At 66.9% G+C, this 24,774-nt stretch carries 23 protein-coding genes, 1 tRNA gene and 2 pseudogenes; 14 read left to right on the top strand and 12 right to left on the bottom strand.

From position 1 onward, the window contains the following. Positions 1-201 precede the first annotated feature (201 nt). From kdsA to U0C82_RS08355, 7 genes are all read right to left on the bottom strand, one after another. Positions 202-1,035, bottom strand: coding sequence for a 3-deoxy-8-phosphooctulonate synthase (gene kdsA, locus U0C82_RS08325; RefSeq protein WP_322186607.1), 834 nt, complete (start codon positions 1,033-1,035; stop codon positions 202-204). Continuing rightward, positions 1,032-1,877, bottom strand: a complete 846-nt coding sequence (locus U0C82_RS08330) for a VOC family protein (RefSeq protein WP_322186608.1) — start codon at positions 1,875-1,877, stop codon at positions 1,032-1,034. The genes kdsA and U0C82_RS08330 overlap by 4 nt, the downstream gene beginning before the upstream one ends. A gap of 32 nt (positions 1,878-1,909) precedes the next feature. Continuing rightward, positions 1,910-3,538 carry a CTP synthase gene (locus U0C82_RS08335; protein WP_322186609.1) on the bottom strand — a complete coding sequence of 543 codons (1,629 nt, stop codon included), beginning with the start codon at positions 3,536-3,538 and terminating at the stop codon, positions 1,910-1,912. Between the two features lie 163 nt (positions 3,539-3,701). Continuing rightward, positions 3,702-3,896 carry a Trm112 family protein gene (locus tag U0C82_RS08340; protein ID WP_322186610.1) on the bottom strand — a complete coding sequence of 65 codons (195 nt, stop codon included), beginning with the start codon at positions 3,894-3,896 and terminating at the stop codon, positions 3,702-3,704. A gap of 73 nt (positions 3,897-3,969) precedes the next feature. Beyond that, on the bottom strand, positions 3,970-4,653 hold the full coding sequence (locus U0C82_RS08345) for an LON peptidase substrate-binding domain-containing protein (RefSeq protein WP_322186611.1): 684 nt from the start codon (positions 4,651-4,653) through the stop codon (positions 3,970-3,972). Positions 4,654-4,742: 89 nt separating this feature from the next. Then, positions 4,743-5,744 carry a thioredoxin gene (gene trxA, locus U0C82_RS08350; RefSeq protein ID WP_322186612.1) on the bottom strand — a complete coding sequence of 334 codons (1,002 nt, stop codon included), beginning with the start codon at positions 5,742-5,744 and terminating at the stop codon, positions 4,743-4,745. Continuing rightward, complete coding sequence (locus U0C82_RS08355; RefSeq protein ID WP_322186613.1) at positions 5,741-6,274, bottom strand: prolyl-tRNA synthetase associated domain-containing protein; 534 nt, start codon at positions 6,272-6,274, stop codon at positions 5,741-5,743. Before U0C82_RS08355 ends, trxA begins: the two co-directional genes overlap by 4 nt. Before the next feature lie 160 nt (positions 6,275-6,434). Between U0C82_RS08355 and U0C82_RS08360 the strand changes: the two genes are divergently transcribed. Beyond that, positions 6,435-6,509 (top strand) — tRNA-Gly (locus U0C82_RS08360). A gap of 114 nt (positions 6,510-6,623) precedes the next feature. Next, complete coding sequence (locus U0C82_RS08365) at positions 6,624-7,649, top strand: NAD(P)H-binding protein (RefSeq protein ID WP_322186614.1); 1,026 nt, start codon at positions 6,624-6,626, stop codon at positions 7,647-7,649. On the opposite strand, the gene U0C82_RS08370 is transcribed toward U0C82_RS08365, so the two are convergent. Continuing rightward, entirely contained in the window at positions 7,634-7,852 is a 219-nt protein-coding gene (locus U0C82_RS08370) for a hypothetical protein (protein ID WP_322186615.1), read from the bottom strand. The genes U0C82_RS08365 and U0C82_RS08370 overlap by 16 nt on opposite strands. A gap of 161 nt (positions 7,853-8,013) precedes the next feature. Between U0C82_RS08370 and U0C82_RS08375 the strand changes: the two genes are divergently transcribed. The 3 genes from U0C82_RS08375 to U0C82_RS08385 all read left to right on the top strand — a co-directional run bounded on the left by U0C82_RS08375 (position 8,014) and on the right by U0C82_RS08385 (position 11,884). Next, on the top strand, positions 8,014-9,021 hold the full coding sequence (locus U0C82_RS08375; protein ID WP_322186616.1) for a TAXI family TRAP transporter solute-binding subunit: 1,008 nt from the start codon (positions 8,014-8,016) through the stop codon (positions 9,019-9,021). A gap of 17 nt (positions 9,022-9,038) precedes the next feature. Next, positions 9,039-9,560: a DUF1850 domain-containing protein gene (locus tag U0C82_RS08380; protein WP_322186617.1), complete on the top strand. Its 522-nt coding sequence runs from the start codon at positions 9,039-9,041 to the stop codon at positions 9,558-9,560. Between the two features lie 89 nt (positions 9,561-9,649). Further along, positions 9,650-11,884, top strand: a complete 2,235-nt coding sequence (locus U0C82_RS08385; protein ID WP_322186618.1) for a TRAP transporter permease — start codon at positions 9,650-9,652, stop codon at positions 11,882-11,884. Positions 11,885-11,975: 91 nt separating this feature from the next. On the opposite strand, the gene U0C82_RS08390 is transcribed toward U0C82_RS08385, so the two are convergent. Then, the gene (locus U0C82_RS08390) at positions 11,976-12,590 is read right to left on the bottom strand and encodes a glutathione S-transferase family protein (RefSeq protein WP_322186619.1); all 615 of its coding nucleotides are present in this window, start codon (positions 12,588-12,590) and stop codon (positions 11,976-11,978) included. A 23-nt stretch (positions 12,591-12,613) separates the two neighbouring features. Continuing rightward, on the bottom strand, positions 12,614-13,150 hold the full coding sequence (locus U0C82_RS08395) for a disulfide bond formation protein B (RefSeq protein ID WP_322186620.1): 537 nt from the start codon (positions 13,148-13,150) through the stop codon (positions 12,614-12,616). A 588-nt stretch (positions 13,151-13,738) separates the two neighbouring features. On the opposite strand from U0C82_RS08395, the gene U0C82_RS08400 reads away from it, so the two are divergent. After that, complete coding sequence (locus U0C82_RS08400; RefSeq protein ID WP_322186621.1) at positions 13,739-15,223, top strand: alanine/glycine:cation symporter family protein; 1,485 nt, start codon at positions 13,739-13,741, stop codon at positions 15,221-15,223. A 233-nt stretch (positions 15,224-15,456) separates the two neighbouring features. On the opposite strand, the gene U0C82_RS08405 is transcribed toward U0C82_RS08400, so the two are convergent. Next, entirely contained in the window at positions 15,457-16,272 is an 816-nt protein-coding gene (locus U0C82_RS08405; protein WP_322186622.1) for a TIM barrel protein, read from the bottom strand. Next, entirely contained in the window at positions 16,269-17,270 is a 1,002-nt protein-coding gene (gene iolG, locus U0C82_RS08410; protein ID WP_322186623.1) for an inositol 2-dehydrogenase, read from the bottom strand. Before iolG ends, U0C82_RS08405 begins: the two co-directional genes overlap by 4 nt. Before the next feature lie 290 nt (positions 17,271-17,560). Here iolG and U0C82_RS08415 point away from each other — a divergent pair, with 290 nt between their 5' ends. The 8 genes and pseudogenes from U0C82_RS08415 to iolB all read left to right on the top strand — a co-directional run bounded on the left by U0C82_RS08415 (position 17,561) and on the right by iolB (position 24,745). After that, positions 17,561-18,421, top strand: coding sequence for a MurR/RpiR family transcriptional regulator (locus U0C82_RS08415; protein WP_322186624.1), 861 nt, complete (start codon positions 17,561-17,563; stop codon positions 18,419-18,421). Positions 18,422-18,534: 113 nt separating this feature from the next. After that, positions 18,535-18,825, top strand: a pseudogene (locus U0C82_RS08420) (LacI family transcriptional regulator); the annotation flags it as partial. After that, a pseudogene (locus U0C82_RS08425) lies at positions 18,822-19,007 on the top strand (sugar ABC transporter ATP-binding protein); the annotation flags it as partial. The pseudogenes U0C82_RS08420 and U0C82_RS08425, both read left to right, overlap by 4 nt. Next, positions 19,007-20,920, top strand: a complete 1,914-nt coding sequence (locus tag U0C82_RS08430) for a bifunctional 5-dehydro-2-deoxygluconokinase/5-dehydro-2-deoxyphosphogluconate aldolase (protein WP_322186625.1) — start codon at positions 19,007-19,009, stop codon at positions 20,918-20,920. The pseudogene U0C82_RS08425 and the gene U0C82_RS08430, both read left to right, overlap by 1 nt. Beyond that, positions 20,917-22,752 carry a 3D-(3,5/4)-trihydroxycyclohexane-1,2-dione acylhydrolase (decyclizing) gene (iolD, locus tag U0C82_RS08435; RefSeq protein ID WP_322186626.1) on the top strand — a complete coding sequence of 612 codons (1,836 nt, stop codon included), beginning with the start codon at positions 20,917-20,919 and terminating at the stop codon, positions 22,750-22,752. The genes U0C82_RS08430 and iolD overlap by 4 nt, the downstream gene beginning before the upstream one ends. 69 nt (positions 22,753-22,821) lie before the next feature. Next, the gene (gene iolE / locus U0C82_RS08440) at positions 22,822-23,727 is read left to right on the top strand and encodes a myo-inosose-2 dehydratase (protein ID WP_322186627.1); all 906 of its coding nucleotides are present in this window, start codon (positions 22,822-22,824) and stop codon (positions 23,725-23,727) included. Beyond that, the gene (locus U0C82_RS08445) at positions 23,727-23,942 is read left to right on the top strand and encodes a hypothetical protein (protein ID WP_322186628.1); all 216 of its coding nucleotides are present in this window, start codon (positions 23,727-23,729) and stop codon (positions 23,940-23,942) included. The genes iolE and U0C82_RS08445 overlap by 1 nt, the downstream gene beginning before the upstream one ends. After that, positions 23,939-24,745 (top strand): 5-deoxy-glucuronate isomerase, encoded by an 807-nt coding sequence (gene iolB, locus U0C82_RS08450; RefSeq protein ID WP_322186629.1) that lies wholly within the window; start codon positions 23,939-23,941, stop codon positions 24,743-24,745. The genes U0C82_RS08445 and iolB overlap by 4 nt, the downstream gene beginning before the upstream one ends. Positions 24,746-24,774 lie beyond the last annotated feature (29 nt).

Genomic DNA, 24,774 nt, shown 5'->3' on the forward strand with positions numbered 1-24,774 from the left:
GGCGGTTTCGGCACGCCGAACGGGTGAAAACCGACCCCGGACGGCAGCACCGCCCGCTCGCCGCCCTGCTCAGACTTCCTCCGTCGCCGCGACGGGAGGCCGGAACCGCGAGGGGGCCCGCCGCCTTCGCGGAAAGCCTGATGCGAAAAATCCAATAGTTAGCTGGCGCATCATGCGTCCGGGCAGGCGCACGATGCCGCTCTAGAAACCCTTGACGAGATCGTCCAGCGCCTTCAGCCGCGTCAGGAGATCCGGCATCCGGTCGAGCGGCACCATGTTGGGCCCGTCGGAGGGGGCATTGTCGGGGTCCTCATGGGTCTCGATGAAGAGCCCCGCGACACCGACGGCGACGGCGGCCCGCGACAGGGTCTCGACGAAGCGGCGCTCGCCGCCGGACGATCCGCCCTGGCCGCCGGGTTGCTGGACCGAATGGGTCGCGTCGAACACCACGGGCGCGCCGGTCTCGGCCATGATGGGCAGCGCGCGGAAGTCCGACACCAGCGTGTTGTAGCCGAAGGAGGCGCCGCGCTCGGTCAGGAGCACGTTCGGATTGCCGCTTTCGGTCACCTTGGCCAGGACGTTCTTCATGTCCCAGGGCGCGAGGAACTGGCCCTTCTTGATGTTGACGACGCAGCCGGTCTTCGCCGCCGCGATGAGAAGGTCGGTCTGGCGGCAGAGAAAGGCCGGAATCTGGAGGATGTCGCAGACATTGCCGGCTTCGACCGCCTGTTCCTCGGTGTGGATGTCGGTGACGACCGGCATCTGGAACTGGTTCCGGATTTCCTCGAACACCGGCAGCGCCTCGGACAGGCCGATGCCGCGCTTGCCCTTGAGGCTGGTGCGGTTGGCCTTGTCGAAGCTTGCCTTGAAGACGTAGCCGATGCCGAGATCGCCGGTGATCCGCTTCATCCGCTCCGCAATCATCATGGCGTGATCGCGGCTCTCCATCTGGCAGGGCCCCGCCATCAGCGCGAAGGGCGCCGTGTTGCAGAAGCTGACGGACGCGGCGGCGACGGAATGATTGATGAGTCTCATGAACCTGCAGCTCCGATGAACTGAACGCGGCCGGCCCCGTTGGGGCAGGGAACCGCCAAACTATCGCCTTCCACCTCGAAGTCGATGCCCTTCCCGTCGAGAAGCGCCCGCGCGGCCGTCGGATCGGACACGGCGACGAACGCTGCATTGAGGGAAAGGGCGGGCAGGTCGGCACCGCCGACCTCGACGAGATCGACGAAGCCGTTGTCGAGATCGAAGCGGACCGAACCGTCTTCGGTTTCGTGGCCTTCGGCCGCGAACACTGCCCTCAGATAGGCCTCGGCCGCCTCGATGTCCGTCGTTGCGAACTCCAGGCCCGCAAGGCCGGTCGCGCCGTTCTCGTGCACCGTCAGGCGCGAGCGATCCGGCGTGAAGCTGTGGCGCGGCTCGCACAGGAAGAGGCTCGGCGTGCGCGGGCCGAAATCCTTCACGAAAGCGAGGCGAAAGGCGATCTTTCCCTCGCTCCCGTCCGGCAGGGTGAGGGTGCGGCCGAAATCGAGGGTCGCCTCTTCGGTCAGGCCTTCGAGACCAAGGCTGTCGCGATCGGCGAGCGCATCCTTCGATCGCAGCGCGAGCGCGGAAAATCCGAATGCCGGATCGGCGCGCAGCGCCGCGTCCCGGCGGACGAACAGGTTCCCGTCCCGGTCCGCTGCCGCGCAGGCCGCCTCGTCGACACGCGCCAGCGGCTCGATGAACAGCCCGTCCCGGAAGAAGACGCAGGCATTGGCGGTGCCGAACGGATGCCGGGCCTCGGGGGCGAGGGTGAAGCCGAGGCTGGAGAACCAGCTTTGTGCCTCGCCCAGCGCGCCGAACGGCATGACGACGTGATCGAGCGAGCGCATGGGCAGGTCTCCTTGCTTGTGTGCGGTGCCGATCAGACCAGACGCGAGCGTTCGAGCGCCGCGTGGATGAAACTGCTGAACAGCGGATGGGGTTCGAAGGGGCGGGATTTCAGCTCGGGATGATACTGGACGCCGATGAACCAGGGATGGTCCGGCAGCTCCACCGTTTCGGGCAGGAGACCGTCCGGCGACATGCCGGCGAAGATCATGCCCGCCGCTTCAAGCCGTTCGCGATAGGCGCGGTTGACCTCGTAGCGATGGCGGTGGCGTTCGTCGATCTCGCCCGCGCCGTAGATGGACGCGATGCGCGAGCCCTCCTTCAGCACGGCCTTGTAGGAGCCGAGGCGCATGGTGCCGCCGAGATCGCCCTCGCGGGCGCGCTGTTCGAGCTCGTTGCCCTTCAGCCATTCGGTCATCAGGCCGACCACCGGCTCCTGGGTGTCGCCGAATTCGGTGGAGCTCGCCGTCGCGATTCCGGCCAGCGAGCGCGCGGCCTCGATCACCGCCATCTGCATGCCGAAGCAGATGCCGAAATAGGGAACGTTGCGCTCGCGGGCGAAACGCGCGGCCAGGATCTTGCCTTCCGAACCCCGTTCGCCGAACCCGCCGGGCACGAGGATGCCGTTGACCCGCTCCAGATAGGGCGCCGGATCCTCCTCCTCGAAGACCTCCGAGGGAATCCAGTCGAGCTTGACCCGGACCCGGTTGGCGATGCCGCCGTGCTGCAACGCCTCGATCAGGGACTTATAGGCGTCCTTCAGCTCGGTATACTTGCCGACGACGGCGATCGTGACCTCGCCTTCCGGATTGCGGATGTTCTCGACGACCTGATGCCAGAGCTGCAATTGCGGCTTGGGCGCCGGATCGATGCCGAAGGCGGCGAGCACCTCGGTGTCGAGGCCCTCATTGTGATAGGCGATCGGCACGTCGTAGATCGTGGCGACGTCGAGCGCCTGGATCACCGCCGTCTCGCGCACATTGCAGAACAGGCTCATCTTGCGCCGTTCCTCCTTCGGGATCGGCCGGTCGGCGCGAACCAGGAGAATGTCGGGCTGGATGCCGATGGCGCGCAGTTCGCGCACCGAATGCTGGGTCGGCTTGGTCTTCAGTTCGCCGGCCGTCGGAATGTACGGCATGAGCGTGAGGTGGACGTAGATCGCCCCGCCGCGCGGCAGGTCGTTGCCGAGCTGGCGGATCGCCTCCATGAACGGCATCGCCTCGATGTCGCCCACCGTGCCGCCGATCTCGCACAGCACGAAGTCGAACTCCTCGTTGCCGTCAAGAACGAAGGCCTTGATCTCGTCGGTGACGTGCGGAATCACCTGGACGGTGCCGCCGAGATAGTCTCCGCGCCGCTCCTTGGCGATGATGTCCTGATAGATGCGACCCGTGGTGATGTTGTCGCGCTTGTTGGCCGAGCGGCCGGTGAAGCGCTCGTAATGGCCGAGATCGAGATCGGTCTCGGCGCCGTCGTCGGTGACGAACACCTCGCCGTGCTGCGTCGGGCTCATCGTGCCGGGATCGACGTTCAGATAGGGATCGAGCTTGCGCAGGCGCACGCGGTAGCCGCGCGCCTGAAGGAGAGCGCCGAGCGCCGCCGAAGCGATGCCTTTGCCAAGTGAGGAGACCACGCCGCCGGTGATGAAGATGTATCGCGCCATGGGCCTTCCCGATATCGTGTGAAGGGCGCGGACGCCAGCCTAAAAAGCAGCTTCCCTTCGTTTTGCCCAGTCGAGGCGCACCGAGAACCCACGCGCGGGCGGCCGGAAAAGAGCCGCCTTCCCCTGCCGCACAGGCTTTCGCGCCCTCCATGCCGGGCCGCGCTCAATCCTGGAGTTCGCGCGCCTCGCTCACCAGCATGATCGGGATCCCGTCGCGAATCGGATAGGCGAGCTTCGCCTTGCGGCTGATCAGCTCCTGGGCCTCGCGGTCGTAGTGCAGCACCGCCTTCGTCAGCGGGCAGACCAGCATTTCGAGAAGCTTGGGGTCGGGCTGGCCGATCCCGGGGCGGTCGTTCATCCTGTCATCCTCGCGGTCGCGCCGGGGCTCGCCCGCCCGTGCGCAAGGGCCCGGCACCTTGCGGTGCGGCCGTTCAGTTCAGCGTTCGCGGGCCGCCGTCGCGCTCCCCGTCCTCGGCCAGCGCCATCTCCGTGATGGCGATCAGCGTCTCGGTCCGTGTCTTGAGGTCTTCGGCCTCGAGCAGCGCCTGCCGCTCGGCCGCGCCCTGCGGTGCCATCATCATGCACAGGGCCGAGACGAGAAGATCGTCGGGCGCCGATTTGACGCTCTCCCAGTCGGCCTCGAGCTGGTTGGCTGCGAGATAACGCCGGAAAATGCTCAGCAATCCGTCGCGGTTGACCGCGTCCGCGACATCCGCGTCCGCAAGGTCGCCCGCGAAGGCCTTGATCCGGCAGGTCCGGTAATGCAGCCGGGTCTCGACCTCCTCGATGATGCGGAAGCGCGTCACGCCGTGCAGCGCGACCATGTAGCGTCCGTCGCCGCTCTCGGAGAAGGAGGTGATGCGGCCGAGGCACCCGACCCGGCAGAGCTCGGGCTCGCCATCGGCGCGCAGGGCACCGTCGAGGCTCGGCTGGATCATGCCGATCAGCCGATCCGACGCGATCGCATCGTCGATCATTTCCAGATAGCGCGGCTCGAAGATGTTGAGCGGGAGCTGGCCGCCGGGAAGCAGCAGTGCACCGCTCAAGGGAAACACCGGCACGCGTTCGGGAAGTTCGGAGACCTCGCGGTAAACGCGATTTCCAGCCTGTGCCACTCGTCGACTCCCGTTCTGATCAGACTGGGAAAAATGGGCCAGTCGCGCGCCAACGCAAGCCCCGGGGGTTGCGACCGACTGCCATAGGCTCACCGAAACAGGAGGGAGGAGAGTTTGCGCCGGGCGTCCTTCGTCGCCGGATCGGCGGGTCCCCAGACCTCGAAAAGCTCCAGAAGCTTGCGGCGGGCGCCGTCCTCCTCGAATTCGCGGTCCCGCTTCATCAGGTCGAGCAGGAGATCGGCCGCCCGTCCGCGCTCGCCGCGCGCCTGCGCGATCAAGGCGAGATCGAAGCGGGCCCGGTGGTCGTCGGGGTCTGCGGCAAGGCGTGCCTCGAGATCGGCGGGATTGCCGAGCCCGGCGATCTCCTCGTCGAGCTTCAGCCGGGCCTTCACCGCCGACACCGCCGGATCGCTCGCCGCCGCTTCGGGCAGGGCGTCGATGAGGGCGGCGGCCTTTTCGGCATCGCCCGCCATCAGGTAGCATTCGGCCAGGCCCGCCGATGCCCCCGGATGACCGGGCTCGTGCTGGAGGATCGCGCCGAAGATCTGCGCGGCACTGCCGACGTCCTTCGCCTCCAAGAGCGCGGCGGCCTCGGCCATCGCTTCGGCGACCGGGTCGCCGCCACCCCTCGACGGACCTGCCTGCTTGACGATCTTGTCGATGAACTTGACGAGCTCGCTTTCGGGAAGCGCGCCCATGAAGCCGTCGATCGGCTGGCCGTCGAGAAAGGCGAAGACGGCGGGGATCGACTGGACGCCGAGCTGGCCCGCGATCGACGGATGCTCGTCGATGTTCATCTTGACGAGCTTCACCTTGCCGCCGGCAGCTTTCACGACCCGTTCCAGAACCGGGGTCAACTGCTTGCAGGGCCCGCACCAGGGCGCCCAGAAGTCGACGAGAACCGGCTGGTTGCGCGATTCCTTGACGACGTCCTCGCCGAATTTCGCGGTCGTCGTGTCCTTGACGAGGTCGGCGGCGGGCGCCGCGCTCGCGGCGCGGCCGAAGCCCTGCAGGGTCGGGGCCGGCTCGGACGCCTTCGGGTCTGCGCCATAGGTGCCGGAGAAGGAGTTGGCGTAGGGATTGTCGCTCATCGGGCGCTCGTTTCGTTCGATGGTGTCTGGTCGTCGTCACCCAGGGTGGTGACGAGAAAATCATGACCCGTCAACCGGAAGAACCGGGTAAGGTCGTCATGGCGAATGGCGGTCGTCGCGGTGTTGGTCAGCGGGTGTGCGTTGACGATATCGGAATTGGCGAGGCTTTCATCAAGCACGACCGTGACGATCCTCTCGCGATCGTTGACGACGCCGAAGGCGGTGACCGAGCCCGGCTCGACGCCCAGAAGCGCGGCCATCGCCTCGGGGCCCGCGAACGACAGGCGGCCGGCGCCGCCGATCTTGCGGTGCAGGCTCTTCAGCGCGATGTCCGTCTCTTCGCGGGCGACGACGAGGAAGTAGCGGCCTTTCTTGTCCTTCAGGAACAGGTTCTTGGTATGGGCGCCGGGCATGTCGGGGCGGGTGCTCCGCGATTCCTCGACCGTGAAGAGCGCCGGATGATCATATGTCCGCGTCTCGATGCCGTGCTCGGCGAAGAACGCCATCAGACCGTCACGCGTCACTGCCATGATCACACACCTCGCTCCCCTTCGATCCGCCGCCGCAGGGCCTTCGGATCGATCCGGCGGAAACGCGAAAAATTTCGCCCTCCACCATGTTGCATTCGCCGTCCCTTTGCGCGATATAGCGCTCGTCGCCGGAACGCAAAAGCGCCTCCGGTCGGAGCGGGCGGGCGTAGCTCAGTGGTAGAGCACAACCTTGCCAAGGTTGGGGTCGTGGGTTCGAATCCCATCGCCCGCTCCAGTTCTTCAATTCTTCCGATTCAAAATCAACAGGACGTCCGCAACGCCGCTTGCGCGCATGCAATGCATGGCGAGGCGGCTTTTCATTCGGCATGGGCTGGTCCATTCTTGCCGCATGCGGTCCCGGTCTGATGTCCTGTCCAGAACGTTTTCCACCAAGCGCGTCTTCGTCATCGGGGCCACCGGGACGATCGGCAGGGCGACGGTGCGGGCGCTCGTCGAACGCGGGCACGAGGTCGTCTGTCTGGTGCGCCCTCGCGCAGGGCCCGGCCAGCGCCTGTCGCGGGCCCGGAGCCAGGCGCTTCTTGAGGGCGCGGAGATCCGGTTCGGCGATGCGGCCGATCCCGTCTCGCTGGCGCTCGACGGCATTCGCGGCGAACGTTTCGACGCCCTGATCTCCTGCATCGCCTCGCGCACGGGCGTGCCGCAGGATGCCTGGGCGATCGACTACCGCGCCAATGCGCAGGCGCTCGCCCAGGCGAAGAATGCCGAGATCGGCCAGATGGTCCTCCTGTCGGCGATCTGCGTGCAGAAGCCGCTTCTGGCGTTCCAGAAGGCCAAGCTCGCCTTCGAGGCGGAGCTGATCGGGTCCGGCCTCGTCTATTCCATCGTCAGGCCGACGGCGTTCTTCAAGTCGCTGTCCGGACAGATCGGCCGCGTGCGCGCCGGCAAGCCGTTCCTGACCTTCGGCGACGGGACCCTGACGGCCTCAAAGCCGATCGGCGACGCCGATCTCGGACAATATCTGGTTCGCTGCCTCGAGGACGAGGCCTTGCAGAACCGCATCCTGCCGATCGGGGGGCCGGGCCCGGCGATCACGCCGCAGGCGCAAGGCGAGCACCTGTTCGCTCTTCTGGGCCGCACGCCGAAATTCCGGCGCATCCCGCCCTCGCTCCTGACGTCGGTGTCCAGGGTCTTGCGGCTTTGCGGGCGGCTCAGCCCGTCCCTGGCCGTCAAGGGTGAGCTTGCGCGCATCGGCCATTATTACGCCACCGAATCCATGCTCGTCCTCGATCCGCAGACCGGCCGCTACGACGCGGACAAGACGCCGTCGACCGGCCGGGACACGCTGTTCGATTTCTACCGGCGCGTCATCGAGACAGGCGAGAGCCCCGAGCGCGGCGATCATGCCGCGTTCTGAGCCGGCACGCCGACGGCGGGGCATTCCGGCAAGCCCCGGATCTTGAAGGATCGGTGCGGCGGCAGACCCGGCGATCTCGCAAGGACGTGGCCCCTTGTCTTCGAAGCGTCGCGCACGCAGAGCGCCTGCTGGCCCTTCGCCGCGCGCCGTTCGGCCGCGGCAAGCCGATCGGCCGGCGCGCGCCGGTCCTGGCTCGGAACCATGTCTCTCCTGCCTGGCGTCTTGCCCGCGGAACGGCCCCCTTGTCGCCGTCGCCCGCCCGAAACTTTCGCCCGCCGCACGTTGCATCCCCGGCTTCGATCGGTATCCTGCCTTGATACGATTTTTGCCAGATCGAGCTTGTCGCAGGGAGGCGACCAGACCCATGACCCATCTCAGATCCGCACCATCCATGCCGCTGGCCATTGCCGCGGCCCTCGCATTCGGCGCCTTCGCCGGCCTGTCGACCAGCGCGAGCGCCCAGGAGCAGAATCTCATTTTCGGAGCAGGCGGCACGTCGGGCTCGTACTATCCGATCGGCGGCGCGCTGAAGGGCGTGTTCGAGGAAAGCGATCAGGTGGGCAACGTCCAGGTGGTCGCCACCGGCGCATCCGTCGCCAACATCCAGAACATCCAGGACGGTCTCAACCAGGTCGCCATCGTCATGAGCGACGTCGCCTTCGACGCAGTCGAGGGCAGGGGCCAGTTCGAGGGCAATCCGGTCGATCTGAAGGCGATCGCGGGTCTTTATCCCAACGTCGTCCAGATCGTCGCGACGAGCGACAGCGGCATCACCTCGGTCGAGGATCTCAAGGGCAAGCGCATCGGCGTCGGCAAGGTCGGCTCGGGCGTCGAGCAGAGCGCGAGCAAGGTGCTCGAGGCCGCCGGCCTGTCCTATGACGACATGGCCCGCGTCTCGCACACGGGATATGCCGACAGCGTGACCGAGATGAGCAACGGCACGCTGGATGCCGCGTTCTTCACGTCGGGCGTCCCCAACTCCTCGATCACCGGCCTGATGCAGTCGTCCGAGGTCACCTTCGTGCCGGTCGACGGCGAGATCGCGGAAAAGCTGCTCGACAGCTATCCCTATTATGTCACCTACGAGCTGCCGGCGGGCGACGAGAAGGCCTACGGCCTCGACAGCGCCGTTCCGACCGTTGCGATCCGCAACATGCTGGTGGTGCCGGGCTCCATGGACGAGGACCTTGCCGGCGAGCTCGCCAAGCGGTTCAGCGACTATCTCAAGTCGGGCACCGTGTCCGTCAGCGCGCTCAACCAGTTCGATCCGGCCACGATGGACGAGGGCCTCGTCGCCCCGGTCCATCCGGGCGCGCAGAAGTTCTACGATGCGGAGGCGGGCGCATCGGCCGGCGAGGCGGCCCCGCAATAGGGCAAGGTCGCGTGGGCATGGCGCTTCTTATGGCGAGGCGCGCGCTCGCGAAGCGAAAAGCCGCGGCGGTCCTTCTCGCCGCGGCCTTCGTCTTGCCTTGTCCTGGCGCCGGCGCTTTCGAGCCCCGCGCCCAATCCGGCGGCCAAGCGTCCGCGGCACCCCTGGCGCTCGTCGTCGCAGGTCCGGACGGCGAGATCTTCCGTTTTCCCGCAGAAGCCGGCGATATGTTCACCCTCGGCTGGGTGCACTCCGTCGAGGAGGAGGCCTGGGAGGAAACCTTCCGGATCGGGGCGGCCGGGGCGATCGAGATCCACGCCACCCGGTTCAAGACCTATGGCGCGGGCGTCCCGTCCGAGGGCGCCGAAACGACCCGGATCGAGGATGGCTGGGTGGTGATGGACGGGATCGACCGGATCGTCGATCCCTTGGCGGTGCTTGCGACCCCGCAGGAAACCTATCGCCTGACCTGGAAGGATCGGGTCTATGATCTGACGCCCGACGGCAAGCCCCGGATCCTGACGTTCGACATCGAGGGATAGACCCCGCGCCAAGCGCCGGCATTCGCAATCAAAGAGCCGATTTCGATGCACGATGCGTGCAATGGGGTCGATGGCATCGTGCATTCGACATGATTCGTCCTGGAGGCAAGGAATTGGGCACCGAGAAGCAGGCCATGGAAACGCGGGTCGGGAACCTGGACGATCCGGCGGTCGATCGCCAGACACTGGAAAAATACGACCGCGAGAGCGCGTTCCGTCACGCGCTGCCCAGATCGATCGCGCTCGCCGTCACGGTCCTGTGCGTGGCTCTGGCGGCGTTCCACCTCTACACCTCGGTCTCCGGCCCGCTCGTCGACGTGGCGCAGCGCTCGATCCACCTCTACGTGCTTCTGGGTCTGACCTTCATTCTCTATCCGCTGACGACGTCCGGGGCGCGCGACCGCGTGCCGTTCTACGACTGGATCCTTGCGGCGGCCGCGTTCGGCATGCTCGTCTACATGCTCGTGGTGGCCGACCGGGTCATCGCGTCCGGCGGGCGGATCACCACCCTGGACGCCGTGATCGGCTTCGTCGCGGTCCTGCTCGTCATCGATGCGGCGCGCCGCGTCACCGGCTGGGGCCTGACGATCCTCTGCATCGTCTTTCTGGCCTACGGCTTCTACGCAAAACTCTCCTTCTATCCCGAGGTCAACCAGGCGATCTTCGTCGCCACGTTCCGGCAGGTGATGGCCCATCTCGTCTATCTGACCGAGGGACTGCTCGGCACCGCGATCGGCGTTTCGGCGAGCTACATCATCCTGTTCATCCTGTTCGGCGCGTTTCTCGGGAAATCGGGTCTCGGCCAGCTCTTCAACGATCTGGCGCTCGCCGTCGCGGGCCATTCCAAGGGCGGGCCGGCCAAGGTCGCCGTCATCGCCTCGGGCTTTCTCGGCTCGATCAACGGGTCGGCGATCGCCAACGTCGTCACCACCGGGGCGTTCACCATCCCGCTCATGAAGAAGACAGGCTACAAGCCGAACTTCGCCGGTGCGGTGGAAGCGGCGGCCAGCGTCGGCGGCCAGATCCTGCCGCCCATCATGGGCGCCGCGGCCTTCATCATGGCCGAGGTCCTGTCGGTTCCCTACACGCAGATCATTCTCGCCGGCATCATCCCGGCGCTTCTTTACTATCTCGGCGTCCTCGCGCAGGTGCACCTGCGCGCGCTGCGCAACGGGCTCGAAGGCATTCCCCGGTCGGAACTGACGCCGGTCCGCCAGGTGATCGCCGAACGCGGCCACCTCCTCGTGCCGATGGTCGTGCTGATCTATCTCCTGTTCGAGGGCTATGCCCCGTTCTACGCCGCCTTCTGGTCGATCGCCGCCACCGTCCTCGTCTGCGGCACGCCCGGCGTCGTCGCCTTCGTCGCGCTCCTGTCGGGCTACCTGATCGCCGAGCCGCAGCTCACCGCGCTCGTCTCGGGCTACGACATGCCCAATGTCCGGTCGGGCAGCTTCGTGCTGATCGCGATGGTCGTGATCCCGATCCTCGTCAACATCGCACGGCGCAGGATCGGCGAAATCCCCGAAGTGATGGATTTTCCGAGCCTGCGCGATGCGATGTCGGACGGCGTCCGCTCCTCGATCCCCGTCGCGGTCGCCTGCGGTGCCGTCGGCATCGTCGTCGGTGTCGCGACCCTGACGGGCATCGCGCTGGAGGCGGCCGACGCCGTCGTCGAACTCGGCGCCGCGATCCCCAACGACACGCTTCAACTGCTCGCCACCCTGTTCCTGACCATGATCGCCTCGATCGTCCTCGGCATGGGGCTGCCCTCGATCCCGACCTACATCATCACCTCGACGATGGCGGCGCCGATCCTCCTGAAGCTGCCGCTCTTCACCGAGCTTGCGGGATCGACCGACACGGCGATCTTCGTCGCGCACATGTTCGTCTTCTACTTCGGCATCTTCGCCAATCTGACGCCGCCGGTGGCGCTCGCGGCCTATGCCGGCGCCGGCATTTCCGGCGGCGACCCGAACGCGACGGGCGCGCAGGCCATGAAGCTGGCCATCGCCGGCTTCATCGTGCCCTACATGTTCGTCTTCTCCCACGCCATGCTGATGATCGACGCGACGGTCGGGAACATCCTGTGGGTCGCCGTCACCAGCATTTGCGGCGTCCTCCTGCTGGCGGTCGCGGCGGAAGGCTATTTCCGTCGGGTCCTGCCGATCTGGATGCGCCTGATGGCCCTGTGCGGAGCGCTGGCCCTGATCTATCCCGGCCTCGTCACCGACCTGATCGGGGCGACCGCCATCCTCGGCCTGTTCCTGCTCGCCAAACCGGCTCCGGCCGCAAAGCCGCAGCTTCGCGACGCGCCCGTGCGCTGACGCCGGTTCTTGAGGCCGGGCGCATCGGGGTGAACTGAAGGCCGGCGGGCTCCCGCCGGCCGTCTTCGTTGCCCGATCGCGGCCGCGTGCCTCAGAGCGGGGGCATGATCGGGCCGGTCCTTGCCACCGCCCGTCTCAGGCCCGCCATGGCCTCGAGCCGCTTGAAGTAGGCCAGCACCGCCGGATGGTCGCCGAGGACGCCGGACGCCTCGGCCATGGCCAGAAGATAGGAGATCTGGATATCGGCGAGCATCGGTCGCCCGCCCATCAGGAAATCCCGGTCGGCAAGGGTCCGGGCGAGATAGGCCATGATGGTCGCGTACTCGGTGCGCATCTTCTCCTCGACCGCGCCGCCGTTCTTCTTCGCCCAGAAGGCCGCGATCACCGAACGGGCCATCGATCCCTCGACGAAGTCGAGCCACTCGTCGTGGATCGCATGGGCGTCGGTGCCCGGGTCGGGTGAATGGCGGTGGCCGCCATATCGCCCGTCCACATAACGCAGGATCGCCGCCGATTCGCCCAGCACCAGCCCGCCATCCTCGATCACCGGCGACTTGCCGAGCGGGTGGATCGCCTTGAGCGCCGGCGGCGCGCGATAGGCCTCGGTGCGCGCATAGGTCTTCAGCTCGTAGGTCTCGCCGAGCTCCTCGAGAAGCCAGACGACACGCACGGCGCGCGAAAAGGCAAGGCTGTGGACGGTGATCATGGACGGAGCCTCCTGGTCGTTCCTCAGTGTTCGAGCGTTGCAAAGCGATCTGAGCGGGCGAACGCCGCGGCAAGCGCGATGCTTGCCAAGATTGCGGACGCGACCGCGTTCCAGCCGGCAAAGGACAGACCGAAGAAGCGGGCGGCCGCCTGATCGCAGGAGGGCGCGCGCACCGCATCGATCGTCGAAAGGAGATCCCCGCCCATCAGATCGCCGCCGGCGGCGCCCGCGCATTCGGCCGGCCCCGGCCAGTAGCCCCATTCGACGCCGGCATGGAAGACGCCGAGATAGAGCGACCAGAGCATGACCAGGCCGAGAACCAGAAGCAGTCCGCGCACGAGGACGGGCCTTGCCCGGCCCGCCGCCGCGATCGCCGCCACGAGCGCGATCGGGATGGCGACGTAATAGGGCGTGCGCTGTTCGAGACAGAGCGCACACGGGATGTAGCCGCCGACGTGCTGGAAGAGGAGCGCCGATCCGACGGTGAGCGTCGTGCCGATCAAGAGCGCGATGGCAGCCGCGCTCTGGCGGAATCCGGTGGCCCGGGACAGGGGAGACATGAGGCGCGATGTCCTTCTCGTTGCGGCCAACTCGTGACGGCGATCGCCGGTCGTCGACCATGCCATCGCCGATATCAGATCAGGACGCCCGGCGACAATTCAACGGCGTTAACGTCGTCTTAAGATTTTCGGTGGATATTGAACGGACAAGGGGAACGAGGTGCAGCTCCGGTTGGGGAACTCGGGGCGGCGCCGAAGAGCGAAAGCTCTCGTTTGGGGACATGCAGGAGACGGGCGCGTTGCGAGGGGCAGCGCGCCCGTTTTGCGTTTTCACAAGCGCCGGGCGAAAAAGTGGCCACCGGTTTTTCGGGCCACCCGGCGCGTCGATTAAGGAGCGGCACAGCGCCGGGCGAAAAAGGGGCTGCCGGTTTATCGGGCCACCCGGCGGGGTCGCGGGAACCCTCGAGGCGCACGGTCATGCGAGCCGCCGACCGGCGGCGGCGTTCGGGCTGCGTTTCCAGCCGGCTGCGCGCCATGCCTTTGGGGAAAACCGGGGATGCGGCGTAGACAGGAGAGCGCCGGTTTGTTCAACTGGCGCGATGAGCGGCCGGCGGGACGGCCCGCGATCCGTGCTGAAGGAACAGCCTCTTGGAAAACTTGACGCCGGACCCCCTGGTGGAGGGCTTCGTCTCCATCGTCGATTTCCTGAATTCGATCCTCTGGGGCTATGTCCTCGTCTACGGCCTGCTGGCCGTCGGCCTGTACTTCACCGTCCGCCTCGCCTTCATCCAGATCCGCCATTTCCCCGAATTCTTCAAGGTCATCAAAGGCTCGCGCGCCGGTGACAAGGCCGGCATCTCGCCGCTGCAGGCGCTCACCGTGTCGCTGGCCAGCCGCGTCGGCACCGGCAATCTGGCCGGCGTCGCCGTGGCGCTGACGCTGGGCGGGCCCGGCGCGATCTTCTGGATGTGGATGGTCGCCCTGGTCGGGATGGCGACGGCCTACGCCGAATCGACGCTGGCCCAGCTCTACAAGATCCGCAACGAGGACGGCCAGTATCGCGGCGGACCGGCCTTCTACATGGCGCGGGGCCTCGGGCTTCCATGGATGGGCGGCCTGTTTTCGGTGGCGCTGATCCTTTCCTTCGGCCTGATCTTCAACGCGGTCCAGGCGAACTCGATCGCCGGCGCCACCGAGCAGGCCTTCGGCTTCGACCGGTTGTGGATCGGCGTCGGGCTCGCGATCCTTGCCGGCATCATCGTGTTCGGCGGCATCCGCTCGATCGCGCGCGTGGCGGAGGTCGTCGTGCCGTTCATGGCGGTCGCCTATCTCCTCGTCGCCCTCTACGTCGTCGCGGTCCACATCACCGAAGTGCCCGCGATGCTGGGGTACATCATCCTCAACGCATTCGGCCTCGACGAGGCGACGGGCGGGCTCACCGGCGGCATCATGGCGGCCCTCCTCAACGGCGTGAAGCGTGGCCTCTTCTCGAACGAGGCCGGCATGGGCTCGGCTCCGAACATCGCCGCCGTCGCCACGCCCCAGCCGCATCACCCGTCGAGCCAAGGCCTCGTCCAGGGCCTCGGCGTGTTCATCGACACGATCATGATCTGTACGGCGACCGCGCTGATGATCCTCCTGTCCGGGGTCTACACGCCCGGCCAGGAAACCGACGGCATCACCCTGACCCAGTCGGCGCTGACGGCGCATATCGGCTCCTGGGGCAATATCTTCGTGGCGATCGCGATCTTCTTCTTCGCCTTCACCTCCATCATCGGCAACCTGTCCTATGCCGAGAACGCGATGACCTTTCTCGGCGCGGGCGGCAAGGTCGGCATGGCCTTCGTGCGCATCGGCGCGCTCGCCATGGTCATCTGGGGCTCGATCGAATCGGTCGGCACCGTGTTCAACGCGGCCGACGCCTCCATGGGCCTGATGGCGACGCTGAACCTCATCGCCATTCTGCTTCTGTCCGGCACGGTGGTGAAGCTGACGAAGGATTATTTCGCCCAGAAGAAGACCGGCCTCGAGCCGACCTTCGACAACGACATGTATCCCGAGCTTCGCGGCAAGGTGGATTCCACCATCTGGACCATGGCAGGCGATGTCGGTCCGCGCGGTGGTCGGGGCTGACGCGGAGTCCGTCTCGAGGCCTGGGCAACTCTTCCACGGACGGGCCGGCCGGACGATCGGCGGCACCTGCCGCAGGAGCATCGGTCCGAAGATCGGAAGGGGAATTTCTCGAAGCTAGACGCGTCGAATCGAAGAGATCGCCGGAGCATCGCCGCGTCTGACTGGACGCACCATGCGCTACAGCCTGAGGCGGCAATTCAGCATCGCTTGAGACTGTTTGTTCGCCCGGCGCGCTAGACGGTGAAGGCGCTCTCGAAGCGGTCGAGGGCGATCTCCGGATCGCCGCTGGCGAAGGCTTCCATACCCACGGGGCCGCGATAGTCCATGGCGACGAGAGCGTTCGCGATCGCCGGATAGGCGATCTCGCCGGTTCCCGGCTCCATGCGGCCCGGAACGTCGGCGACCTGGATTTCGCCGATAAAGGGCAGCGCCGTCCGGCAAAGCGCGATCAGGTTCCCTTCGCCGATCTGCGCATGATAGAGATCGAGGTTCAACCGCAGCCCGGGGCGATCGACATGCGAGACGAGGGCGATCGTCTCCTCTGCGCGCGCGAACGGCACGCCCGGATGATCGACCTGAGTGTTGAGGTTCTCCAGCGTGAAGACGACGCCCAGCTCGTCGGCGAGATCGGCGATCCGCCGCAGGGTATCGGCGGCTTTCAGCCACATCGCGCCGGTTGCCGCCTGGCACGGCACGACGGGAAGGCCGCCGTCGCCGAGACCGGTGCCGTGCAGGTTGAGACGGGCGACCCCGAGACGCTTGCCGACCGCCGCGGTCTTTCGTGCGCTTGCAAGCAGCTCGGCTGCGCCGTCCGCGTCCGCAAGGCGTCCGTGCAGATAGCCGTTCATGATCGAGAACCGGGCGCCCGATCGCTCCAGCGCGGCAAGGTCGTGGTCGGGAAAGTTCCACAGACCCACGGCGAAACCGCGCTCGGCCAGCCGCTTCACACGCCATTCCATCGGCCTGTCGCGCCAGATCATTTCGGCACAGACGGCCAGATCGAAGCGAGGGACCGGCGTCCCAGCGGAAACGGGATGGGGCATCGTCATCGGCCGGTCATGTCCGCCGTGATCTCGATCCGGCGTCCTTCCTTCAGCGAGATGTTGGCGGCCTCGGCGAGCGCCAGCGCGTTGACGCCGTCCGCGACGCTGGCCGGAACCGGCTTGCCGTCCAGGACCGCATCGACGAAGGCCGACCATTCGATGGCGTAGGCGCGCATGTAGCGCTCCAGGAAGAACAGGACGGGCTTGGCCGACACGGTGCCGGCCGCGGTCGATTTCGCGACGGTGTTTTCCAGAACGTTCCGTGCCTCGATCATGCCGTCGGAGCCGAGAAGCTCGATGCGCTGGTCGTAGCCGTAGATCGCGCGGCGCGAATTGCGGATGGTCGCGATGCGGCCATCGGCATAATCGAGCGTCACGACGGCGGTGTCGACGTCTCCCGCCTCGCCGATCTCGGGGTCGACGAGGCACGATGCGGAGGCCGTCACGAATTTCGGCATGCCGAACAGCCAGGCGCAGATGTCGAAATCGTGGATCATCATGTCGCGGAACAGGCCACCCGAGACCTTGATGTAGGAGACCGGCGGCGGGCCGGGATCGTAGGAGGTGACGGCCAGCATCTCGCCCTTGCCGATCTCGCCGCCGGAAAACGCGGCCTTCAGGGCGGAAAAGTTCGGGTCGAAGCGGCGGTTGAAGCCGAGCATGATCGGCTTGTCGGCCTTCGCGGCGATCGCCTGGACCGTCCGGGCGCGGGCGAGGTCGAGATCGATCGGCTTTTCGCAGAACACGGCCTTGCCCGCCGCGACACCCTTTTCGATGAGGTCGGCATGGGTGTTGGTCGAGGAGGCGATGAGGATCGCGTCGATCGACCGGTCGCCCAGAATCTCCTCGGGGTTTTTCACGGCGATCGCATGCTGCGCGGCGAGCGCTTCGGCCGCCTCGGCCACGACGTCGGTGACGGCGACCAGTTCGCAGCGCGGATCGAGGCGGATGGAGGCGGCATGCACCGTGCCGATGCGGCCGGCGCCGAAGAGTGCGACTTTCATGGAGGAGGACTTTCTCAAAGGGTTATGAGGATGGGTGGCATGCCGGCCGGCATCCCTTTCGGGGGCTCGCAGAAGCGATCCGGTGCCGATCGTCCGGCCATGAACGGACAGGGTGGTGGGGGCGGGACGGGCTCGAAGCATCGGTGCGAGCGAGGCCGGGCGCTTTACGCGCGAGCCCGGCTTCCATAATCCCTGCATCGAACCTGTTCGAATCGTCCCATTATTGTGGAATATATATTCCAAGATGGTATGCTTCGACCGGGCTCACCTGTCAAGCCGGGAGACGTTGCATGGACGAGAGAGGCGATGGGGCGAGCCAGCCTCCGCAGACGGTGGACGCGCTCATCGAGGCGCTGGACCGCCGGGGCGAACGGCTGCCCAAGCGGCTGAAGCAGTGCGCGACGTTCCTGCGCGCCAATCTCCATCTCGTCGCGGTCTCGACCATCGCCGATCTGGCGAAGGACGCGGGCGTTCCCGCATCGGCCTTCATTCGGTTCTGCCAGGCGTTGGGATTTTCCGGCTTCTCGCAGATGCAGGCCCTGTTCCGGGCGGACTACGCCCAATCGCGGCCCGATTATACGGAGCGGCTGTCGCGGCTCGGGGCCGAGGGGGCGACGCGGGCCGGTCATCTTGCGTCCCAGTTCGCCGAAGCCGGCGTCAGATCACTGATCGATCTGTCGAACGGGATCGACAGCAGGCAGTTGCAGTCGGCGGCCGAGACGCTCGCCGGCGCGCGCACCATCCATCTCATCGGGCTTCGCCGTGCGTTCGCGGTGGTCGTCTATCTGGCCTATCTCTTCGACAAGATGGGCGTCGCCTCGATGCTGCACCAAAGCTCCGGCCAGATCGACAGCGTCCACGCGATGGGCAGGGACGACGCGCTCCTTGCCGTGACCTTCGCGCCGTTTTCGCAGGAGACCCTCGACCTGGCCGCGAAGGCGAAGGCGCGCGGCGTCCCGGTTCTCGCCCTCAGCGATACGACCGCCTGCCCGCTCGCCGATTTCGCGGACATTCTGATGGTCGCGCGCGAGGTCGAGGTCGCGGGCCTGCGCTCGCCGAGCGCGGCGATGGCGCTCGCCACCTCGCTTGCCGTTGCGGTCGGGGGCCTGCGCAAAGAAAACGCCTTGACTGCCCGCGAGCGATCGCAATAAATAGAATTTATGTTCCAAAACGTCGGGAGAAAGCGGTTTGGAGCACGCACCGTCCGGCGCGGGCATTGCGCGGGTCGACGCGGCTGCCGATCGGTCATCCAACGCGAGGAAACATGAACAATCTTTTGAAGACAGGCGTCGTCGCGGCCACCGTCGCCCTTGCCGGGCCGGCCGTCGCGCAGGAGATCATCGTCGTCTCGCACGGCCAGGCCACCGATCCGTTCTGGTCGGTCGTCAAGAACGGCGTCGATCAGGCCGCCAAGGATACCGGCGCCAGCGTCGACTACGGCTCGCCCGAGACCTTCGACATGGTGCAGATGAGTCGGCTCATCGAGGCCGCGGTCACGCGCGCCGTCGAGGCCGGCATTCCGGTCATTTCCATGAATTCGGGCTCCGACGTGTCCAATTCGTCACCCACAATGTCCGCCATGCGCTGGCGGTCGGCGACCGGTTCACCGTGCTCAACCGGGGAAAGACCCTCGGCACGGCCAGGCGTGGCGAGATCACCGGCAACGAGCTGCAGGACATGATGGCCGGCGGCCTCGAAATGGCCACCGTCAAGGGCTCTGCGGAAGGGACGGTCTGATGGCGGCAAAGGATCTCGACCTCATCACCATCGGGCGGTCCTCCGTCGATCTGTACGGGGCGCAGGTGGGCGGACGCCTGGAGGACATGCGCTCCTTCGACAAATATGTCGGCGGCTCGCCGACCAACATGGCGACCGGCACCGCGCGGCTCGGCCTCCGCTCGGCGCTCCTCACCCGCGTCGGCGACGAGCCCATGGGCCGGTTCCTTCGCGAGGAACTTGCCCGCGAGGGCGTCGACACGACGGGCGTCGTCACCGACCCCGATCGGTTGACCGCGCTCGTCCTCCTCGGCATTCGCGACGAGGACCGGTTCCCGCTCATCTTCTACCGCGAAAACTGCGCCGACATGGCGCTGTGCGAGGACGATATCGACGAGGCCTTCATCGCGCGCGCGCGCGCGGTCGTGGCGACCGGTACCCATCTCAGCAACGCCCGCACCGAGGCGGCCGTTCTGAAGGCCCTCGCGCTTGCCCGCAGGCACGGCGCGCGAACCGCGCTCGACATCGACTACCGGCCGAACCTCTGGGGCCTGGCCGGCCACGATGCCGGTCAGGAACGCTTCATCGCCTCCGATGCGGTGACGCGCAAGCTCCAGTCGACCTTGCATCTTTTCGATCTCATCGTCGGGACGGAAGAGGAATTCCACATCGCCGGCGGCACCACCGACACGATCGCGGCGCTCAAGGCGGTCCGGGCCGTGTCCGCCGCAACGCTGGTGTGCAAGCGCGGCGCTGCGGGGGCGGCCGCCTTCGCGGGCGCGATCCCGGACAGCCTCGACGAGGGCGAGGCCGGCCCCGGCTTTCCGATCGAAGTCTTCAACGTGCTCGGCGCCGGCGACGGTTTCATGTCGGGCCTGCTGAAGGGGTGGCTGGACGGGAAGCCGTGGCCGACGGCACTCGAATACGCCAATGCCTGCGGCGCGTTCGCCGTCTCGCGCCATGGCTGCACTCCGGCCTATCCCTCTTTGGCCGAACTCGAATTCTTCCTCGCGCGCGGCGTGCGGGAAAAGGCGCTGCGCAAGGACGCCGAACTCGAGCAGATCCACTGGTCGACGACCCGCAAGGGCGCCTGGCCGGACGTGCGCGTCTTCGCCTTCGACCATCGTCTGCAGATGGAGGAGATGGAAGGCGCGACCCCACAGGCGATCGGCGCGTTCAAGGAGCTGTGCCTCGCGGCGGCGCTGGCGCAGGCGGGCGACCGTCCCGGCCACGGCATTCTGTGCGACGGACGCCTCGGGCGCCGTGCGCTGCATCGCGCCGCCGGACACGGGCTCTTCATCGCCCGCCCCGCCGAGTGGCCGGGATCGATCCCGCTCACCTTCGAGCCCGAACTCGGTCCCGATTGCGGCGGCCTTGCCGAGTGGCCGAAGGAGCATTTCGTCAAATGCCTCTGCTTTCCCCATCCGGACGATGAGGAGGCGACATGGCACGACCATATCGCGAGCGTGACGCGCCTGTTCCATGCGGCCCGGCGCAACGGCCTGGAATTCCTGCTCGAGGTCATTCCCTCGCGCATCGGCCCGGTCGACGACGAGACGACGCCGAAGGTCATCCAGCGCTTCTACGATGCCGGGATCTATCCCGACTGGTGGAAACTGGAGCCGTTCAAGACGAGGGCCGCCTGGCAGAACGCGTGCGACGCCATCGAGCGCAACGATCGCCATACGCGGGGGATCGTGATGCTGGGGCTCGACGCGCCCGAGGAAGACCTGAAGGAGAGCTTCGCGCTCGCTGCCGCGTTCCCGCTGGTCAAGGGGTTCGCGGTCGGTCGCACGATCTTCGGCGAGGCCGCCCGCGACTGGTTCGCCGGCCGCATCGACGACAGGCAGGCGGTGGCGGCGATGAAAGCGAAATATGGCCGGCTGTGCGACCTGTGGGGAGCCGTCCGCGCCAAGGGAGTTGCGCCACGATGACCACGATCCGTCTCACTGCCGCGCAGGCGATGATGAAATATCTCGCCGTCCAGATGAACGAGGACGGCGAACCGTTCCTCGCCGGCGTCTGGGCGATCTTCGGCCATGGCAATGTCGCCGGCATCGGCGAGGCGCTCCATGCCGAACGCGAGACGCTCCAGACCTATCGCGGCCACAACGAGCAGACCATGTGTCATGCGGCGATCGCCTACGCCAAGCAGTCCGGGCGTCGGCGCGCCATGGCCGTGACCTCCTCGATCGGCCCCGGCGCCCTGAACATGGTGACCGCGGCCGGCCTTGCCCATGTCAACCGCCTGCCGCTCCTGATGATACCGGGCGACGTCTTCGCCAATCGCGGTCCCGATCCGGTGCTGCAGCAGGTGGAGGATTTCGGCGACGGCACAGTTTCGGTCAATGACTGCTTCCGGCCCGTCACCCGCTATTTCGACCGCATCACCCGGCCCGAGCAGATCATGACGGCGCTTCCCCGCGCGTTTCGCACGATGACCGATCCGGCCGATTGCGGCCCGGTCTGCCTCTCCTTCTGCCAGGACGTGCAGGCCGAGGCCTACGATTACCCGAACAGCTTCTTTGCGCCCCGCACCTGGCGTTTCCGCAGGCCCCATCCCGATCCCGTGGAGACCGACCGCATCGCCGCGCTGCTGCGCTCGGCGAAGACACCGGTCATCGTGGCGGGCGGCGGCGTGCATTATGCCGGGGCGAGCGCCGCCCTTCAGGCCTTCGCCGAGAAGCACCGCGTCCCGGTGGTCGAAAGCCAGGCCGGCAAATCGGCGCTTTCCTGGGACCATCCGTTGAATCTCGGCCCGGTCGGCGTGACCGGCGCGGCCAGCGCAAACACCGTGTGTGCCGGGGCCGATCTGGTGCTGGGCGTCGGCACCCGCTTCCAGGACTTCACGACGGGCTCGTGGAACCTCTTCCAGAACCCGGAGCGAACGCTCGTCAGCCTCAATGTCGCGGCCTACGACGCCATGAAGCACGGGGCCGAACCCTTGTGCTGCGATGCGCTGGTGGGTCTCGACACATTGTCCGCCGCCCTCGGCGACCTGGCGTTCGAGGCGCCGTCCGCGTCCCTGAAGGCCGATTGGTTCGCGCGCGTCGATCCCTTGACCGATGCGCCGGACGAGACCGGCACCAACGCCCTGGCGACCGACGCCCAGGTGATCGGCGCGGTGCAGCGGGCGAGCGGTCCCGATACCGTCGTCATGTGCGCGGCCGGCACCATGCCGGGCGAACTCCACAAGCTGTGGAAGGCGCCGCGCCCCGGCGCCTATCACATGGAATACGGATTCTCCTGCATGGGCTACGAGATCGCCGGCGCGCTCGGCATCAAGATGGCCGAGCCCGAGCGGGACGTCGTCTGCATGATCGGCGACGGCAGCTACATGATGGCGAATTCCGAGCTCGCGACGGCGGCCATGCTCAAATGCAAGATCACCATCGTCGTCACCGACAATCGCGGCTATGGCTGCATCAACCGGCTGCAGCAGGCGACCGGCGGGGCGGAGTTCAACAATCTCCTGAAGAACAGTTTTGGCGGCGAGCACTCGGCCATCGATTTCGCGGCCCATGCCGCCTCGATGGGCGCGACCGCCCGCCATGTCGGCTCGCTCGCCGAACTCGAGGAAGCGCTCGCGGCCGGCAAGTCCGTCGACGGCCCCCATGTCGTGGTGATCGACACCGATCCCTATCCCTCGACACCCGATGGCGGCCATTGGTGGGACGTGGCGGTGCCGGAAGTGTCGACGCGCGAGGAGGTCCAGACGGCCCGCAAGGCCTATGAGCGCCAACTGGCGGCGCGCGCCGGCGGGTGACGAGCCCCGCGCGCGGCCGCCCGCCCGCAGCCGCCTTTCATCCCAGCCCTTCATCCAACGGACGAACCCATGATCCTTTTCGGAACCAACCCCATCGCCTGGTCCAACGACGACGACTGGTCGATCGGCGATCACATCTCGCTGGACGAATGCCTCGACGATTGCCGCAGCATCGGGTTCGACGGCATCGAGAAGGGTCATAAGATGCCCTCGGACGGCACGGAGCTCAAGGCGGTCCTTGCGGGGTACGGCCTCAAGTTCGTCGGCGGTTGGCACTCGCTCAACATTCTCGCACCCGGCGCAACGCTCGAAAGCGAGATGGCGGCGATGGACGTTCATATCGACATGACCCGCAAGGCCGGCTCCGACGTCATCATCGTATGCGAATGCTCCAACACCGTGCACGGCAATGACGAGGCGGCGGCCAACGACAGGCCGACCATGTCGGACGCGCAGTGGGAGCGGTTCATGGAGACGGTCAACGCGCTGGCCAGCCACGCCACCCGGCAGGGCCTCAGATTCTGCTATCATCACCATACCGGAACGGTGATCGAGAGCGCCGACGATATCGACCGGTTCATGGCGGCCGCGGGCCCCGATACCCTGCTTCTTCTGGACACCGGCCATTGCACGGTCGGGGGGGCGGACCCGGCGGAGATCGCCCGCAAATACATGGACCGGGTCGGCCACATCCATTGCAAGAACATCCGCCCGGCGTTCCTGGAACGGCTTCGCGAGGACCGGCTGTCGTTCCTTGAGGCCGTGCGGCAGGGCATCTTCACCGTGCCGGGCGATCCGGAGGGCATGGTCGCGTTCGAGCCGGTCCTGACGGCGGCGGCCGAGGCGGGCTATTCCGGCTGGATCGTCATCGAGGCCGAACAGGACAGCGCGGTCCGCAACCCGCTCCACTACCAGCGCATGGGCCTCGAAGCCCTGAAGGACGCCGCCCGTCGCGTGGGGCTGGTTCCCGCCTGATGATCGACGCATCCCATAATTGGTTCAAGCCGCTGTGGCGGCGATTGCTCGTCTCCGCCGCGACCCTGTCCTGGAGTGGCTTCGAGCTCTACACCGGCAATCCGGGCTGGGCCCTCATATTCTTCGCGATGGGCGTTTGGGCGTTGTTTCTGCATCGCGGCGCCAAGGCGGGACAGGCCGATCGGCCCGCCAGAACCGAGAAGGACGAACGATGAGCCATCTTCAGAAAAAGCCCTTCGGGACCCACGGCAAGGTCCATGAGATCACGCCGGAAAGCGCCGGCTGGCGCTATGTCGGCTTCTCGCTCTACCGTCTGCGCGCCGGCGAAACGGCGGCCGAGGCGACGGGCGGCCGCGAGGTCATTCTCGTCATGATCGAGGGCAGGGCGGTGCTGTCCGGCGCGGGCCGGACATGGGGCGAACTCGGCGAGCGCATGAGCGTGTTCGAGAAGACGCCGCCCCATTGTCTCTACCTGCCGAACGGAACGGACTGGTCCGCCGAGGCGACGACCGACTGCGTGATCGGCGTGTGCTCCGCCCCCGGTTCCGGCGGCCACGAGGCCCGTCGCATCGGCCCGGACGGCATCACCCTCGCGGAACGCGGCAAGGGCACGAACACGCGCTACATCAACAATATCGCCATGGAGAACGAGGATTATTGCGACAGCCTTCTCGTCACCGAAGTGTTCACGCCGGCCGGCCACTGGTCGTCCTACCCCTCGCACCGGCACGACGAGGATGATTTTCCGCGCATCACCTATCTCGAGGAGACCTATTATCATCGCCTCGATCCGGCATCCGGCTTCGGCGTCCAGCGCGTCTACACCGACGACGGCTCGCTCGACGAGGTGATGGCCGTGCGCGACGGCGACGTCGTCTGCGTGCCCCGGGGCCATCACCCGTGCGGTGCGCCGCACGGCTTCGAAATGTACTATCTCAACGTGATGGCGGGTCCGTTGCGGAAATGGCGCTTCGTCGCGGCCCCCGAGGTCGAGTGGATCATGCGGCGCGATGCCTGACGCTGGGGGATCGGCCGCTCTCCGGATGA

The sequence above is a fragment of the Fulvimarina uroteuthidis genome (assembly GCF_034321785.1).
Lineage (GTDB): Bacteria > Pseudomonadota > Alphaproteobacteria > Rhizobiales > Rhizobiaceae > Fulvimarina > Fulvimarina uroteuthidis.